General features: G+C 67.0%; 15 protein-coding genes. 6 read left to right on the forward strand and 9 right to left on the reverse strand.

Annotated features, from left to right (window positions below; all coding sequences use genetic code 11):
- The first annotated feature begins 28 nt into the window (after positions 1-28).
- The 3 genes from DSM104440_RS14475 (at position 29) to DSM104440_RS14485 (ending at position 5191) form a co-directional block, all read left to right on the forward strand.
- Positions 29-3019: an IPTL-CTERM sorting domain-containing protein gene (locus DSM104440_RS14475; RefSeq protein ID WP_171163837.1), complete on the forward strand. Its 2991-nt coding sequence runs from the start codon at positions 29-31 to the stop codon at positions 3017-3019.
- Positions 3020-3083: 64 nt separating this feature from the next.
- Positions 3084-3845, forward strand: coding sequence for an SIMPL domain-containing protein (locus DSM104440_RS14480; RefSeq protein WP_171163839.1), 762 nt, complete (start codon positions 3084-3086; stop codon positions 3843-3845).
- A complete protein-coding gene (locus tag DSM104440_RS14485; RefSeq protein WP_171163842.1) occupies positions 3845-5191 on the forward strand; it encodes a M20/M25/M40 family metallo-hydrolase in 1347 nt (448 codons plus the stop codon). The genes DSM104440_RS14480 and DSM104440_RS14485 overlap by 1 nt, the downstream gene beginning before the upstream one ends.
- Here the strand turns inward: DSM104440_RS14485 and DSM104440_RS14490 are convergent, their stop codons facing one another.
- A complete protein-coding gene (locus tag DSM104440_RS14490; RefSeq protein ID WP_171163844.1) occupies positions 5192-5686 on the reverse strand; it encodes a hypothetical protein in 495 nt (164 codons plus the stop codon).
- Positions 5687-5736: 50 nt separating this feature from the next.
- On the opposite strand from DSM104440_RS14490, the gene DSM104440_RS14495 reads away from it, so the two are divergent.
- Positions 5737-6777 carry an aromatic ring-hydroxylating oxygenase subunit alpha gene (locus tag DSM104440_RS14495; RefSeq protein WP_171163846.1) on the forward strand — a complete coding sequence of 347 codons (1041 nt, stop codon included), beginning with the start codon at positions 5737-5739 and terminating at the stop codon, positions 6775-6777.
- A 3-nt stretch (positions 6778-6780) separates the two neighbouring features.
- Here the strand turns inward: DSM104440_RS14495 and DSM104440_RS14500 are convergent, their stop codons facing one another.
- The 8 genes from DSM104440_RS14500 to DSM104440_RS14535 are packed head-to-tail and all read right to left on the reverse strand — an operon-like array spanning position 6781 to position 12510.
- On the reverse strand, positions 6781-7443 hold the full coding sequence (locus DSM104440_RS14500; protein WP_171163848.1) for a tetratricopeptide repeat protein: 663 nt from the start codon (positions 7441-7443) through the stop codon (positions 6781-6783).
- Positions 7444-7457: 14 nt separating this feature from the next.
- Complete coding sequence (gene denD, locus DSM104440_RS14505) at positions 7458-8393, reverse strand: D-erythronate dehydrogenase (RefSeq protein WP_171163850.1); 936 nt, start codon at positions 8391-8393, stop codon at positions 7458-7460.
- Positions 8393-8554, reverse strand: a complete 162-nt coding sequence (locus DSM104440_RS14510) for a hypothetical protein (RefSeq protein ID WP_171159565.1) — start codon at positions 8552-8554, stop codon at positions 8393-8395. Before DSM104440_RS14510 ends, denD begins: the two co-directional genes overlap by 1 nt.
- A gap of 59 nt (positions 8555-8613) precedes the next feature.
- Positions 8614-9201: a GNAT family N-acetyltransferase gene (locus tag DSM104440_RS14515; RefSeq protein ID WP_171163852.1), complete on the reverse strand. Its 588-nt coding sequence runs from the start codon at positions 9199-9201 to the stop codon at positions 8614-8616.
- A gap of 38 nt (positions 9202-9239) precedes the next feature.
- A complete protein-coding gene (locus tag DSM104440_RS14520; protein WP_212758087.1) occupies positions 9240-9587 on the reverse strand; it encodes a RidA family protein in 348 nt (115 codons plus the stop codon).
- Between the two features lie 60 nt (positions 9588-9647).
- Positions 9648-10043, reverse strand: coding sequence for a hypothetical protein (locus DSM104440_RS14525; protein ID WP_171163857.1), 396 nt, complete (start codon positions 10041-10043; stop codon positions 9648-9650).
- On the reverse strand, positions 10040-11263 hold the full coding sequence (locus tag DSM104440_RS14530; RefSeq protein ID WP_171163859.1) for a threonine ammonia-lyase: 1224 nt from the start codon (positions 11261-11263) through the stop codon (positions 10040-10042). Before DSM104440_RS14530 ends, DSM104440_RS14525 begins: the two co-directional genes overlap by 4 nt.
- On the reverse strand, positions 11260-12510 hold the full coding sequence (locus tag DSM104440_RS14535; RefSeq protein ID WP_171163861.1) for a D-amino acid dehydrogenase: 1251 nt from the start codon (positions 12508-12510) through the stop codon (positions 11260-11262). The genes DSM104440_RS14530 and DSM104440_RS14535 overlap by 4 nt, the downstream gene beginning before the upstream one ends.
- Before the next feature lie 109 nt (positions 12511-12619).
- Between DSM104440_RS14535 and DSM104440_RS14540 the strand changes: the two genes are divergently transcribed.
- Both DSM104440_RS14540 and DSM104440_RS14545 read left to right on the forward strand, forming a co-directional pair.
- Positions 12620-13495 carry an NUDIX hydrolase gene (locus DSM104440_RS14540; protein WP_171163863.1) on the forward strand — a complete coding sequence of 292 codons (876 nt, stop codon included), beginning with the start codon at positions 12620-12622 and terminating at the stop codon, positions 13493-13495.
- Positions 13495-14361 (forward strand): DMT family transporter, encoded by an 867-nt coding sequence (locus DSM104440_RS14545; protein WP_171163865.1) that lies wholly within the window; start codon positions 13495-13497, stop codon positions 14359-14361. The genes DSM104440_RS14540 and DSM104440_RS14545 overlap by 1 nt, the downstream gene beginning before the upstream one ends.

A 14361-nucleotide genomic window follows, 5' to 3' on the forward strand; every position in this document is an offset into this window, starting at 1 on the left:
CCGGGCTCGACGGCCGCGAGCCATCAAAATGCGCACAGCCCTTCGCATCGCTTCGACCCTCGCGGCCCTGGCGGCCCTCTTCACGTCCGCGCCCCAGGCCGCTCCGGTCGGCACGGCGATCGACACGACCGGCGACGTGGGGCAGTACACGTCGATGCAGCTCAACGCGAGCGGCTTCCCCGTCATCAGCTACTTCGACTTCACCAACCAGGACCTGAAGCTCGCGATCTGCGAGAGCGTGGCGTGCGCGAGCCCGACGATCCAGGTCATCGACAGCGTGGGCAACGTCGGCTTCTGGACGTCGCTTCGACTCGATGCCAGCGGCGCCCCCGTCATTGCCTACTACGACAACACCAACCAGGACATGAAGCTCGCCGTCTGCAACGACGCCTTGTGCACCGCGCCGACGATCACCACGATTGACACCGTCGTCGCCAACGGGGGCGAGCCTTCCCTCCAGATCAATGCGCTCGGCTTTCCCGTCATCAGCTACGGCAGGGGGCTGAAGGTCGCGGTCTGCGGCGACCCCACGTGCACCACCAGGACGATCACCACGATCGAGGCCGGCATCACGGTCGCGACGGTGACTTCGATGCAGTTGAACAGCAGCGGCTTTCCGGTCATCGCCTACCACGAGGGCACCGCCGGCGACCTGAAGATCGCCGTCTGCGGGGACGCGACCTGCAGCACGTCGACGATCACCACGGTCGACAGCACCGGCGTGGTCGGGCAGTCCTTGTCGCTGGCGCTCAATGCCAGCGGCTTCCCCGTCATCACCTACTTCGATACGACCAACTTCGACCAGAAGTTCGCGGCCTGCGGAGACGCCACGTGCACCACCGCGACGATCAGGACGATCGAGGGCCCGGGGAACTTCGGGCTCTCCAGCTCGGTGCGGATGGCCGCCAGCGGCTTTCCGATCTTCGCCTACTGGTCAAACTTGGGGGTGAAGCTCGGCCAATGCGGCGACGCCACCTGCAGCTCGCCGCTGCTCTCGCTCGTCGAAAGTACGGCCACGGCCGCCAGCGACGTCGGTCGTGGGGTCTCGATGCAGCTCGATGCGACCGGGCGCCCGATCATGAGCTACTACGCGCAGACCACGGGTGACCTGAGGATGGCGCGCTTCACCCCCGCCGTCGTGAACTCCGTCGCCGTCCCGGCGAACGCCACCTACGGCGCTGGCCAGAACCTCAACTTCACGGTGAACTGGAGCGAAGCGGTGACCGTCACCGGCACGCCCCGGATCACGCTCTTGATCGGCGCCACGCCGCGCCAGGCGACGTATTTTTCGGGCAGCGGATCGAGCGCACTTGTGTTCCGCTACACCGTCGCCGCCCCCGACACCGACGCCGACGGCATCACGGTCGGCGCCCTCTCGCTCAACGGCGGCACGATCAAGGACAGCTTCGCGTTCGACGCCACCCTCACGCTCAACTCGGTGGCCTCCACCGCTGCGGTCCTGGTCGAAACAACCGCCCCGGCTGTCACGTCGGTGACCGTTCCCGCGAATGCGAACTACGTGACCGGCCAGAATCTCGACTTCACGATCAACTGGGACCAGGCCACCCTCGTCACGGGCACGCCGCAACTCGCGCTCACGATCGGCGCCGCCACGCGCACCGCCAACTATCTCTCGGGCAGCGGCGGTTCGGCGCTCGTCTTCCGCTACACCGTGGTCGGTGCCGACAACGACCAGGACGGCATCGCGGTGGGTGCCCTCTCGCTCAACGGCGGCACGATCCGCGATGCCGCGACCAACAACGCGACGCTCACGCTGAACAGCGTCGGCTCGACCGCGGCGGTGCTGGTGAACCAGAGCTTCACCGTCACGCCGAATGCGGGTGCCAACGGCACGATCGCGCCGAACACCGCGCAGACAGTTCCCGTGAACGGGACGATCGCTTTCACCGCGACGCCGAGCGTGGGCTACACCACGGCCTGGACCGCGACGTGTCCGGGCACGCCGTCCGGCAACACGTTCACGACGGGCGCGATCACGGGCAATTGCTCCGTCACCGCGAGCTTCACGCTGAACAGCTATACCGTGACGCCGAGCGCGGGCGCGAACGGGACGATTGCTCCCAACACCGCACAGGTGGTTGGCCACGGCGGCACGACGAGCTTCACGGCGACGCCGGGCGTGGGCTACACGACGTCGTGGGCCGGCTCGACCTGCCCGGGCACGCCGGCGGGCAACACCTTCACGACGGGCGCGATCACGGCGAACTGCTCGGTCGCTGCGAGCTTCACCCTGAACAGCTACACGGTCACGCCGAGCCTGTTTGGAGGGAACGGCACGATCTCGCCGACCACCCCGCAAACGGTGGCCCACGGCGGCACCACCACCTTCACGGTGACGCCGAGCCTGGGCTACATCCCGTCGTGGCCCTTCACGACTTGCCCGGGCACGCCGTCGGGCAACTCGTTCACGGCGGGGCCGATCACGGCGAACTGCACGGTCGTGGCGTCATTCGTATCGACGGCGAACACCAACTTCTCCGGACCGTCGGCCACCGGCACCGGAACCATCACGGCTGCGATCACGGGTGGCAGCGTGACGTGCGGCTTCACCACGCCGCAGTTCATCCCGCTCGCGGGCCACGCCGCCAGCCCGCCCGCGGGTTCCGCTCCCAACGGCTACAACTTCCCGCACGGACTCTTCGATTTCCGCACGACGCTGTGCACGCCCGGTTCCACGCTCACGTTCGCAATAACGTATCCGGCCGCGCTGCCCGCGGGAACCCAGTATTGGAAGTACGGCCCGACGCCCGGCAACGCGACGCCGCATTGGTACACGCTGCCTGTGACCATTGCCGGCGCGACGGCCACGTTCACGATCACGGATGGCGGATTGGGTGACGACGATCTCACCGCGAACGGCGCGATCGTCGACCAGGGTGGCCCGGGGGTACCGGGTGCGGCGGGCACCGCCACCGCCGTCCCGACGCTCTCGGAGTGGATGCTGATCGTCCTCGCGACCCTGATGCTCGGGTTTGCCCTCCCGCGGCGCCGCGCCTAGGAGACCAATGGGGTCAGACCCCATTGGTTTTCCGTAACATTCGCGCCAAGGTAGACTGCACGCCATGTCGCTCTACGAAGACCGCAGCACCATCCCCGCGTCGATCATCGTCGGCCTGTGCGTGGCCGTGGGCCTCGCCGCGGGCGGCTGGCTCATCGGCAAGGGCATGGCGCGCTTCAAGTCCGACATGCGCACCGTCACGGTGAAGGGCCTCGTCGAGAAGGAAGTGAAGGCGGACCAGGCGGTGTGGACGCTGGGCCTGCGCCGCGCGAGCGATCTCCTTCCGGACGCGCACACGAAGGTCACCGCCGACCGCGACGCGGTCCTCGCCTTCCTCAAGAAGCAGGGCTTCACGGATGCCGATATCGAACGGCAACCGACGAAGACACTCGACAAGCTCGCGCGCGACTTCAGCGGCCAGCAGGCCGAGCGCTTCCGCTACGTCGTTACCACGGCGGTCGTCGTGAAGACCGCGAACGTGGATCTCGTCCGTGCCGCGAGCGGCGCGACCGAGGAGCTCCTCAAGGCGGGCGTCATCCTCGATGCGGAGAACGCGAGTGGCGCGGCGAACCCGCGCTTCGTGCTCGCGAAGTTCAACGACCTGCGCCCGCAACTCCTCGCGGAAGCCACCAAGAACGCGCGCTCCATCGCGCAACAGTTCGCGGCCGATTCGGGCGCGACGGTCGGCAGCATCCGCTCGGCCAACCAGGGCAACATCCAGATCTTCGGCACCGACGGCAACGACGAGTCGGCCGCCTTCAGCCCCACCAGCGCCGTCACCAAGAAGATTCGCGTCGTCAGCACGTTCGAGTTCGAGCTGCAGTAATGATCGACGACGCAGTCCGCGAGCGCTCCGGGGCGCTCGTCCAGACCCTCCTCGATTCCATCCGCATCGCCTCGGTAAGCCTCACGGGCGAAGGCATCGGCGACCAGGTCGCGTTCCTCCGGAAGCGCCTCGAGGGCTGGGGCTTCGCGGTCGAGGTGCACGACACCACGAGCCATCCGATCATCTACGCGGAGGCCGGGCCTGCCGACGCGAAGTTCACGTGGCTGCTCTACGGGCACTACGACGTCTATCCGGCCGACGAGAAGCAGGAAGGCTGGCGGACGAAGCCGTTCGAGCCCGTGATCGAGGGCGACCGGATCTGGGGCCGCGGCGCGGGCGACAACAAGGGCCAGCACCTCGCGATGCTGGGCGCCATCGCGACGTGGCGCGAAACGCGCGGCGAGCTTCCCGTGCGCATCAAGCTGATCCTCGAAGGCGACGAGGAGACGGGCTCGGTGCCGCTGCCGAAGTTCGTCGAAGCCAATCGCGCGCGCCTGAAGGCGGATCTGTGCGTCTACTCCGACGGCCCGATGTTCCCGAACGACCAGCCGGTGCTGCTGATGGGCGTGCGCGGCAACCTCGGCCTCGAATTCATCTCGAAGGGCGCGAAGAGGAACCTCCACTCCGGAAACTTCGGCGGCGTGGCGCCCAACCCGACGCTCGACCTCATTCATTTCCTCGCGGAGATCGTCGATCGCGACGGCAAGCTCACGGTGCCCGGCGCGGGTTACGCCGACGTGAAGGTGGCGCCCGCGGATCTCGAGGCGGTACGCACGCTGCCGGTGGACCACGAGGGCTTTCGCGAAAGCGTGGGCGCCGATCCCACCACGGGCAGCGACGACGCGCTCTTCCACGAGCGCCTGATGCTGCGACCGGCATTCAATGTCTCGGGCTTTGCAGCGGGCTACAGCGGCGCGGGGTCGAAGTCGATCATCTTCAAGGAGGCGATCGCGAAGGCCGACGTGCGGCTCGTGGCCGGGCAGGATCCGGTTGCAGTCGCGGATGCGATCCGCGCGCACGCGGCGAAGCTCGGCTACAAGGGCATCGAGATCAAGTCGCTCAAGGGCACGCCCGCCTCGCGCACGCCGCTCGATCACGCCTTCGTGCCGATGGTGCGCGATGCGGTGGCGAAGGGTTTCGGGCGCGATCCGTTCGTGGTGCCGAGCCTGGGCGGGACGACGCCCGACTTCGTCTTCACGAAGCTGCTCGGGCTTCCCTCGATCGTGATTCCGCTGGCACCCTACGACGAGAACAACCACGCGCCCAACGAATCGACCAAGGTTTCGCTCTACCTCGCCGGCGTGCGCTCCGGCCTGCACCTGCTCGAGGCCATGGCGCGCGCGTAGTTACTTGTCGGACTGGATGAGCTCGTACGCGGCCTTGTCGATGGCGCGGTAGTCCATCTTGCCGCCGTTCATCCCCATCAGGAACGTGAGGCACGACTCCTTGTGGCGGCCGAACGGCGTCTTCTCGAACGTGCGCTTGAAGGCGGCGCGGGTTTCGCGGACCGCCTGCTCGCGCCGGCTGTTGAGCGTATCGACCACCAGCTTGTCGACGACCTCCTTGCCCTCGGCCTTTTCCATGCGCAGGGCGTACTTGCCGGCGAGGAGCTTCGCCTTCTGTTCGTAGGTGAGGTTGCGCGATTCCCATTCCATCACGGCGTCGAGCGACATGCTCTCGATATCCGGATAGCGCGTCGTGCATTCCTCGATGGTGGTGAAGACGATCGCGCGGGGCACGACCGACGCACTCACCAGCACCACGAGGTTCTCGCGGTCGGTGGCGGCGAAGGCCGGGGCGGCGACGAAGGCGGCGACTAGGGCGGCTGCAAGGGCTTTCATGCTGCGTCTTTCGGTAATAGAGTGGCCTGAGTCCTCCATTTTACCCTTCCGTGACCTCCCTCTACCGCGTCGATCCCGACATCACGCAAGCCTCGACGATCGAGGCGAGCTTCTATTCCGACGCCGCCGCATTCGCCCTCGCCCGGGATCGGATCTTCGCCCGCAGCTGGCAATGGCTGGGCGACCTCGCGGACGTGGTCGACTCCGGATCGCTCTCGCCGCGCGACGTGCTCCCGGGGTGCCTCGACGAGCCGCTGCTGCTCGCCCGCGATGCCGCCGGCGAATTGCGCTGCCTCTCCAACGTGTGCACCCATCGCGGCAACATCCTGGTGAAGGCGCCCTGCCACGCGAAGGAGATTCGCTGCGGCTATCACTCGCGGCGCTTCGACCTCGCCGGGAAGATGACCTTCATGCCGGAGTTCAAGGAGGCGCGGGATTTCCCCTCGGCCACCGACGACCTTCCGCGCGTGCCGTTTGCGACGTGGGCGGGACACGCATTCGCGTCCATCGCGCCGGCCGCACCGCTCACCGATTTCCTCAGCGACGTGCGCAGCCGCATCGACGAGGCTTCGGTCGCGGGTTATCACTACGACCCATCCCGCAGCCGCGACTACGAGATCGACGCCCATTGGGCGCTCTACGTGGAGAACTACCTCGAGGGTTTCCACATCCCGTTCGTGCACGCGGGCCTGAACGAGGTCGTCGACTACGGCAACTACTCGAGCGAGCTCTTCCGCTACTCGAACCTGCAGCTCGCGCTCACGAAGGCCGGTGACGTCGCCGCGCATTACTTCTGGGTGTTCCCCAACCTGATGCTCAACTTCTATCCGTGGGGACTGTCGCTGAACCTCGTCGAGCCGCTCGGAATGAACCGCACGCGGGTGAAGTTCCGCAGCTACGTGGGCGATGCCTCGAAGCTCGACACCGGTGCGGGAAGCTCGCTCGATCGCGTCGAGTTGGAGGACGAGGCCATCGTGCACGCGGTCAGCCGCGGCGTGCGCTCGCGCTTCTACAAGCGCGGCCGCTACTCACCCACGCGCGAGCGCGGCGTGCATCACTTCCATCGGTTGCTGTGCGAGTTCCTCGAGTGAGGCTCAGGAAATTCCGTACTCGCTGACCTTGGCCTTGAGGTGCGGAACCATGAGGATCGAGTCCTCGTCCGCGGGCTTGCGCTTCACCAGCGCGTCGGCCTTGCGGAAGTCCTCCCTCGCCTCGTCCCTGCGCCCCAGGTGCTCGTAGGAGAGTCCTCGCCGCCAGTAGATCCAGGCGTAGTCCGGTTGCACGGTAATCCCGCGCGTGAACGCCGTGACGGCCTCTTCATGGCGGCCCATCTCCGCGAACGTCCAGCCCAGGTGGTACTGCGTCATGATGTTCGGCTGCTTGTCCTGCTTCTCCGCGCTCCTCGCGGCCTCGAGGCTTTCGTCGAGCCTTCCGGCCTTGCGCATGTAGAGCGAGAGATTGATCAGGGTCCGATGGCTGGGAGCGGGGTCGAGGCGGACGAACGCCATCTGGTCATCCGCGGCATTCCTGAAGTCGCCGGACTTGTAGAACGCCCAGGCCCGCACTTCGAAGGCGCGCATCTTCGTTGCCGCGGCAAGGTCCGCCGACGCCAGGCACCTCGTTTCCAGGTCGATCGCGTCGCGGTAGCGCCCCTCGCTCCCGGCCCTGTCCCCGGACGCGCACGATTCGGGTTCGGGGGTGCTGCACGCGCCCAGCACGAGCAGGAGCATTGGCAGGGCGTGGAGAATCTCCCGCATGGGCATGGCGACCTCTAGGCCGCAGTCGAATGGGCCCGGACCACGTCGTCGAAGTTGCCGTCCGCCTTGAAGCCCATCGCCAGCGCGCGCTCGGTGCGAAAGCGCGTGGGCCAGGTCTTCACGATGCCCTGGATGCGCGCGTCGTCGACGAAACGAACGCGGGACTCGGCGTCCTTGCCGGCAACGCGCCCGAGGGCGGCGAGCATCTCGCGCACGCTGAGCGTGATGCCCGGCAGGTTCACCGAGCGCTGCGAGGGCCACGCGGAAGCGGGGAGATCGCGCGCATGCACGAAGGCTTCCACCACGCGCGTCGGCGACAGGATCCACACGCTCGTGGAATCGGGCACGGGACAATCGACGTTCACGCCCGCGAGCGGCTCGCGAATGATCGAGCTCGCGAACGACGAGGCCGCGAGGTTGGGCTTGCCGGGACGCACGACGATCGTCGGCAGCCGCAGCGAGCGCCCGTCGATGAAACCCTTGCGCGTGTAGTCGGCGACCAGGTGCTCGCTCATCAACTTCTGGATGCCGTAGGAAGTCTGCGGCGTGGGCGTCGTGGAATCGTCGAGCACGTCGGGCAGCGCGCCGCCGAACACCGCGACCGAGCTCGCGAAGACGACCTTGGGCGGCGAAGGGAGCTTGCGGCAGGCTTCAAGCAGCGCCCGCGTGCCGTCCAGATTGACGCGATAGCCGAGGTCGAAGTCGGCCTCCGCGCCACCGCTCACCACTGCGGCGAGATGGAACACCTCGGTGGTGTCGGGTGTCAGCGCGCGCGCAAGGACCGCGGGATCGGTGAGGTCGCCGGTGATGCGTTCGATGCGCGGATCGGCCACACCGGGAAACGCGACATCGACGACGCGCACTTTCGCGCCGGGTTCCGCCGCGATCAGCGCGGCGAGCCGCGAGCCGAGGAAGCCACCGCCACCGGTAATGAGTACCGAGCGCGCCATCACTTGCCTTTCTTGGCGTTCGCGGCCTTGGCGGCACCCGCCTTGTCGTCCTTGGCTTTCTCTTCCGGCGTGTAGTCGCCGATGATTCCCTTCGCGGGGCAAACGTTGAACACGGGACACTTGCGACAGCCGACGGCGATTGCGACGGGGCAGATCTTCATGGCTTCTTCTCCCACCAGCCGGGCGGCCGGATCTCTCGTTGCCGAATGATACGCGCGGTTCAGGCCGCGTCCGGATGATCGCGCGCGACGAGCGTGAGGTAGTGCGCGATCTCGCCGCCCGCGAGCGGCTTGGCCATCACGCGCAACGTGTTGTCCTGCTTGCCGATCGTCACGCCGTGGCGCTTGCGAACATCCAGGTAACCGTTTCGTTCCCAGAACCGCTCGGCGCGCGCGTTGCCCATGACCACGCCCAGGCGCGACCAGCGGGCTCCACCGGCACGCATCCAGGCTTCGAGGTCCTCGTAGATCGCGCGCGCATTGCCGCGGCCGTGCATTGACGTGGCCACGATGAAGAGCCCGATGTGCCAGACGCCCGCGGCGAAGAGATTCACGAGGACGTTGGCCATGCCGACGAATTCGCCGTTCGCGTCGACGAAGCCGATCAGCCAGCGCTTGTCGTACGGATAGCCCGCGGGCGGCAGGATCGTGATCTCGTCGCGCGCCTCGTCGGGCGTGGGCGGCTGTGCGCCCACGGCGATGCAGTACTCGGGATTTCGCTCGAAGAACGCCTGCAGGACGGGAATGTCGCCTTCGTCCATCTCGAAGGCTCGCACATCGCCGGACGTGAAAAGCAGGTCCTTCGTCACTTCGCTCCTCAGGATGACAGTGCCAAAGGATGACAGCGCTAGAGGGCGGCCACGCACATGATCTCGACCTTGAAGGACGGATTGGCGAGGCGGGCTTCGATGGTCGCGCGCGCCGGGGTGTGTCCGGCGACGACCCACTTCTCCCATGCGACGTTCATGCCCGCGAAATCGCCCATGCAGGTGAGGAAGATCTGCGCGGAGAGGATCTTCGTCTTGTCGCTGCCGACCTTCGCGAGGAGCGCGTCGATCTTGGCAAGGACTTCCTCGGTCTGTCCGGTGATGTCCTTGTTGCCGTCGTCGGGCACTTCACCCGCGAGGTAGACGGTGTTGCCGTGCACGACGATTTCCGAGAGGCGCTTGCCGACGTTGTGGCGCTGGATGCTCATCACGTTTCTCCTGGTCGAAAAAAGGGGACAGTCCCCTTTTCTGAAATGGGGACTGTCCCCTTATTTTTTCTTCGGGATCTTGAGGGTGCGTTCCTTGCCACTCGCGCCGCCGGGCTTTATGCGCGCGCGAATCACCACGTGGGCAATGTCGGTGGGCAGCTTCACGTTCGTGGCGGTCACGCTGAAAGGCTGCTCGTTGAGGTGATGGTTCTTCACCGGGATCGTGTGGAGCACTTTTCCCTCGGGATCGAGGATCTCCACGCGATCGGCATAGGACGACGGTCCCGTGTCCTTGCTCCGCACGGTCGCGCGGATATCCCAGGTTCCATCCATGTTCTTCGACATCGCCGCACCCACCACGTTGGCGGGGCCTTCGGATTTCTTCGCGGTCGAGGCGAACGCCGGGACCATGACCAGGCCAAGAACGAGGACTGCGATGCGGGCGGCGTTTCTCATGCGGACTCCTTTTCGTCGGCGCCGTACGCGCGAGCCGAGAAACCCTCGGCCTGCAACGCCTCGACGATCTGCTTGACGTGCGCGTGGTTGCGGGTCTTCACCACGAGGTCGATCTCGACTTGCTGAACCGCGAGCTGCGTGAACTTGCGCTGGTGATGCACTTCCTCGACGCTGGCATTGTGCAGCGCGAGGCACGCCGTGATCTTCGCGAGCGAGCCCGGAAGGTCGCGCGCCTCCACCTCGATGCGCGCGAGGCGCCCCGAGCGCACCATGCCGCGCTGGACGATGTCGGCGAGCATCAGCGGATCGATGTTGCCGCCGCAGAGCACCAGCCCCACCTTGCGGCCCTTGAAGCGCGCCGGATCCTTGAGCAGCGCCGCAAGTGACGCCGCACCCGCACCCTCGACGACGGTCTTCTCGATTTCCAGCAGCAACACGATCGCCTCCTCGATGTCGCCCTCATCGACGAGCACGATATCGGCCACGTGTTTCGCGACGATTTCCTTCGTGAGCTTGCCCGGCTCCTTCACTGCGATGCCTTCGGCGATCGTCGAAGGCCCGAAGTGGGGCGGCGTGCCGCGCACCGCGTGGTACATGCCCGGAAAGCGCGCCACTTCGACGCCTATCACTTCGATGTCGGGCTTCAGCGCCTTGGCCGCGAGCGTGATGCCGGAGATGAGCCCGCCGCCGCCGATCGCGATGACGAGCATGTCGAGCTCGGGATGCATCTCGAGCATCTCCAGGCCGATCGTCCCCTGCCCGGCGATGATCCGTTCGTCGTCGTACGGGTGCACGAAGTTGAGGTCGCGTTCCTTGCACAGGCGCTGCGCTTCGCGCATCGCGTCGTCGAAGCCCTCGCCGTGCAGCACGACTTGCGCGCCGTGCTTGCGCGTGTGCTCGACCTTCACGAACGGCGTGTGCTGGGGCATCACGATCGTGGAGGGAATTCCCAATCGCGTCGCGTGATACGCCACACCCTGCGCGTGGTTGCCCGCGGAACAGGCGATCACACCCTTCTTGCGCTGCTCGGGTGTCAGCGACAGCAGCTTGTTGATCGCACCGCGTTCCTTGAACGACGCGGTGAACTGGTGGTTCTCGAACTTGAGGTAGACCTGGGCGCCCGTGATCTCCGAGAGCGTCTGGGACTTGAGGAAAGGCGTGCGCACCACCTGGCCTTCGATGGCGCGGGCGGCGGCGCGGATGTCGTCGAGCGTGATCACGAGAAGGGGAAGTCCACTTCGGGTTGGCGTCCCGAGATGATATCCGCCAGAGCAGCCCCGGAACCGCAGGCCATGGTCCAGCCCAGCGTGCCGTGCCCCGTATTCATGTACAGCTTGCGAATCGGCGTGCGGCCGATCACCGGGACATTCGAGGGTGTGGCGGGCCGGAGCCCCGTCCAGAGCGCGGGCCGGTCGAAGTCCGCGGCCCCGGGAAACATCTGGCGTGCGCGGCGCACGATCGAGGCACAACGCACTTCGTTGAGAGTCGTGGAATAGCCAGAGAGCTCCGCGGTGCCGGCAATCCGCAGGCGATTGCCCAGGCGCGAGAACACCAGCTTCGCGCCGTCGTCGGTCAGCGCCACCGTCGGCGCCCGCGTGGCATCGGTGACGTCGACGGTCACCGAGTAGCCCTTCGCGGGATAGACGGGCACGCGAAAGCCCAGGGGTGCGGCGATGAGCGGCGAATAGCTTCCCAAAGCGACGACGTAGGCGTCGGCGTGCCACGACCGCTTCTGCCCTTCGGTATCGCGCGTCACGACCTCGGTGAGCTCGCCACCGCCATGGCCCGTTGCGATGACCGTGTGCCCATAGCGGAAATCCGCCCCTTTCGCACCGGCGAGCGCGGCGAGGTTTCGCGTGAAGACGTGCGCATCGCCCGATTCGTCCGAAGGCGTATAGGTCGCGCCGACCACGAGTTTGCCGGCATGGGCGAGCGCGGGCTCGATGCCCATGGCCTCGGCGCGGGATTTCACCTCGCGATCGAGGCCATGGCCGCGCATGAGCTCCACCGCCCGGGCGGCGGCCTCGAATTCCGCCGTATCCGTGTAGTAGTGGAGGATCCCCCGGGCCAGGTGGTCGTAGGCGATGCCGGTCTCGGCGCGCAGGGCCTGCAGGCGGCCGCGGCTGTAGAGGCTCAGGGCCGCGATGCGCCTCACGTTGGCCTCGTAGCGGGCCGGGGCGCATTCGCGCAGGAACTCCCACCCCCAGCGCCATTGCGCGGCGTCCAGGCGCGGCCTGAAGAGCAGCGGGGCATCGTCCTGCAGGAGCCAGCGGAGGATCTTGCCGGGGGCGCCGGGGCTCGCCCAGGGCTCGGCGTGGCAGGCCGAGACCTGGCCGCCGTTGGCGAAGGAGGTTTCCAGCCCGGCCCCGGGCTGGCGCTCGAGGACCGTGACCTCATGGCCCTCCTTGGCGAGGTACCACGCCGTGGCAGTGCCCACCACGCCCGCGCCGAGAACCAGGACTTTCATGTTCCGAAAATACACGAGGGGAGGACCGCTCCGGCCCTCCCCTCGCGCACTTTTCCTCCCCCCCCAAATTCCACGCGGAGTCTGGGGAAACGCCCTAACATTGTCAAATATGAGAGCGCGCGCCTACGCGAATCTCCTCGCTTTCCTCCGCGCCGCATGCACCCATGCGTCGCACCTCGGCCGCGAGCTCCCGCTGGTGCCTTTCTACGTTCGCGAGCATGCCGTGGGGTGGCTGCGCCCTTCCTTCGTCGAGGAATTGCGCCGCTGGCCGCACGTCTTCGAGATCAGCGCCTCGTGGGTCGCGTTGCAGGCCAATCCCGATACCGTCACCGGCCGCACGCAGGTGCTCGGGGAAGTCACGCGCATCCTCGCCAACGAGGGCCAGATCCGCGGTTGGCGCGACGAGCTGGTGAGCATCTCGCATCACTACGCCGCGCCCGAGCTGCTGCGCATCGAGCGCGCCGCCACGCGCCACTTCGGCATGGTCGCGTATGGCGCGCACCTCAACGGGTATGTCCGGCGCAAGGGCATGGCGCACGCGTGGATCTCGCGGCGCGCAACGAGCAAGGCGATCGACCCGGGCAAGCTCGACAACCTCGTGGGCGGGCGCATCGCCGCGGGCAGCACCGTGGACGAAACGATCCGCAAGGAAGCGTGGGAGGAAGCCGGCATCGCGCCCGCGCTTCTCGAAGATCTCAATTGCATCGGCGCCATTCGCGTCGAGTACACCGTGCCCGAGGGCCTGCATCGCGAAGTCCTCTTCGTGCACGACCTGTGGCTGCCCGAGGACTTCACGCCGCGCAACCAGGACGGCGAAGTGGGCGAGATCCAGTGCTTCAAGTTCGAGGAGGTGCTGGACGCGGTCCTCTGCGGGGACTTCTCGCTCGACGCCGGGGCTGTCATGATCGACGGCATGATCCGCCAGGGAATCCCGCTGCCCGAGGACACGCAATACCTGGACCTCGTGCGCCTGCTCAAGCCCTGATGACGGTCGTCGCGATCGTCCTCGTCCTCGTTTCCGCCTTCGTCCACGCGAGCTGGAACTTCCTCCTGAAGAAGAGCGGGGGCGGCACCGGCCTCGTGGCGCTCGCTTCCCTTCTCTCGCTCGGGATCTACCTGCCCGTCGTCGTGGGCGTGATCCTCCTGCAGGGCTACACCTTCCAGTGGATCCACCTCGCGCTCATGTTCGGCAGCGGGATGATCCACACGGTCTACTTCCTGCTCCTCGATCGCGCGTATCGAAGCGGTGGGGACCTCTCGATCGTTTACCCGCTCGCCCGTGCGACCGGTCCGCTGCTCACGGTCGTGGTCGCGATCGCGTTGCTCGGCGAGCGGCCCGGGGCCACCGCCATCGCCGGCGCCGTGCTGATCGGCGCGAGCGCCCTGCTCCTCACCGGCAACCCCTTCGCCTGGCACCGCGCCGAAGCGCGCAAGGCGATCGGCTTCGCGCTGCTCACGGGCTTTTGCATCACGGTCTACACGGTCTTCGACAAGCAGAGTGTCGCGGCCTGGCTGATTCCGCCGCTGGTCTACGACTGGGGCTGCAACGCCTCGCGCTGCGCGGTGCTCGTGCCCTGGGCCCAGCATCGCGCACCCGGTGCCATGGCGGCAGCGTGGCGCGAGCGGCGGCGCACCGCGCTCGCGATCGCATTCCTCTCGCCGCTCAGCTACATCCTCGTGCTCACCGCGATGGTCTATACGCCCGTGAGCCTGGTGGCACCCGCGCGCGAAGTCTCGATCCTCTTCGCCGCCCTCATGGGCGCGCACTTCCTGCGCGAGGGCAACCTCATGCGGCGCCTGGTCGCCGCCGCGGGCATGGCGCTGGGAATCGCGGGCCTCGCCTTCGGCTGA

Origin of the sequence: Usitatibacter palustris (assembly GCF_013003985.1) — a bacterium.
Lineage (GTDB): Bacteria > Pseudomonadota > Gammaproteobacteria > Burkholderiales > Usitatibacteraceae > Usitatibacter > Usitatibacter palustris.

Excerpts from the sequence above, each read along its gene's own strand:
- DSM104440_RS14540 (WP_171163863.1), top strand. The coding sequence starts at position 12,620 with ATGAGAGCGCGCGCCTACGCGAATCTCCTCGCTTTCCTCCGCGCCGCA.
- DSM104440_RS14485 (WP_171163842.1), top strand. The coding sequence starts at position 3,845 with ATGATCGACGACGCAGTCCGCGAGCGCTCCGGGGCGCTCGTCCAGACC.
- DSM104440_RS14500 (WP_171163848.1), bottom strand. The coding sequence starts at position 7,443 with ATGCGGGAGATTCTCCACGCCCTGCCAATGCTCCTGCTCGTGCTGGGC.
- DSM104440_RS14475 (WP_171163837.1), top strand. The coding sequence starts at position 29 with ATGCGCACAGCCCTTCGCATCGCTTCGACCCTCGCGGCCCTGGCGGCC.
- DSM104440_RS14525 (WP_171163857.1), bottom strand. The coding sequence starts at position 10,043 with ATGAGAAACGCCGCCCGCATCGCAGTCCTCGTTCTTGGCCTGGTCATG.
- DSM104440_RS14510 (WP_171159565.1), bottom strand. The coding sequence starts at position 8,554 with ATGAAGATCTGCCCCGTCGCAATCGCCGTCGGCTGTCGCAAGTGTCCC.
- DSM104440_RS14520 (WP_212758087.1), bottom strand. The coding sequence starts at position 9,587 with ATGAGCATCCAGCGCCACAACGTCGGCAAGCGCCTCTCGGAAATCGTC.
- DSM104440_RS14490 (WP_171163844.1), bottom strand. The coding sequence starts at position 5,686 with ATGAAAGCCCTTGCAGCCGCCCTAGTCGCCGCCTTCGTCGCCGCCCCG.
- DSM104440_RS14480 (WP_171163839.1), top strand. The coding sequence starts at position 3,084 with ATGTCGCTCTACGAAGACCGCAGCACCATCCCCGCGTCGATCATCGTC.
- DSM104440_RS14545 (WP_171163865.1), top strand. The coding sequence starts at position 13,495 with ATGACGGTCGTCGCGATCGTCCTCGTCCTCGTTTCCGCCTTCGTCCAC.
- denD (WP_171163850.1), bottom strand. The coding sequence starts at position 8,393 with ATGGCGCGCTCGGTACTCATTACCGGTGGCGGTGGCTTCCTCGGCTCG.
- DSM104440_RS14535 (WP_171163861.1), bottom strand. The coding sequence starts at position 12,510 with ATGAAAGTCCTGGTTCTCGGCGCGGGCGTGGTGGGCACTGCCACGGCG.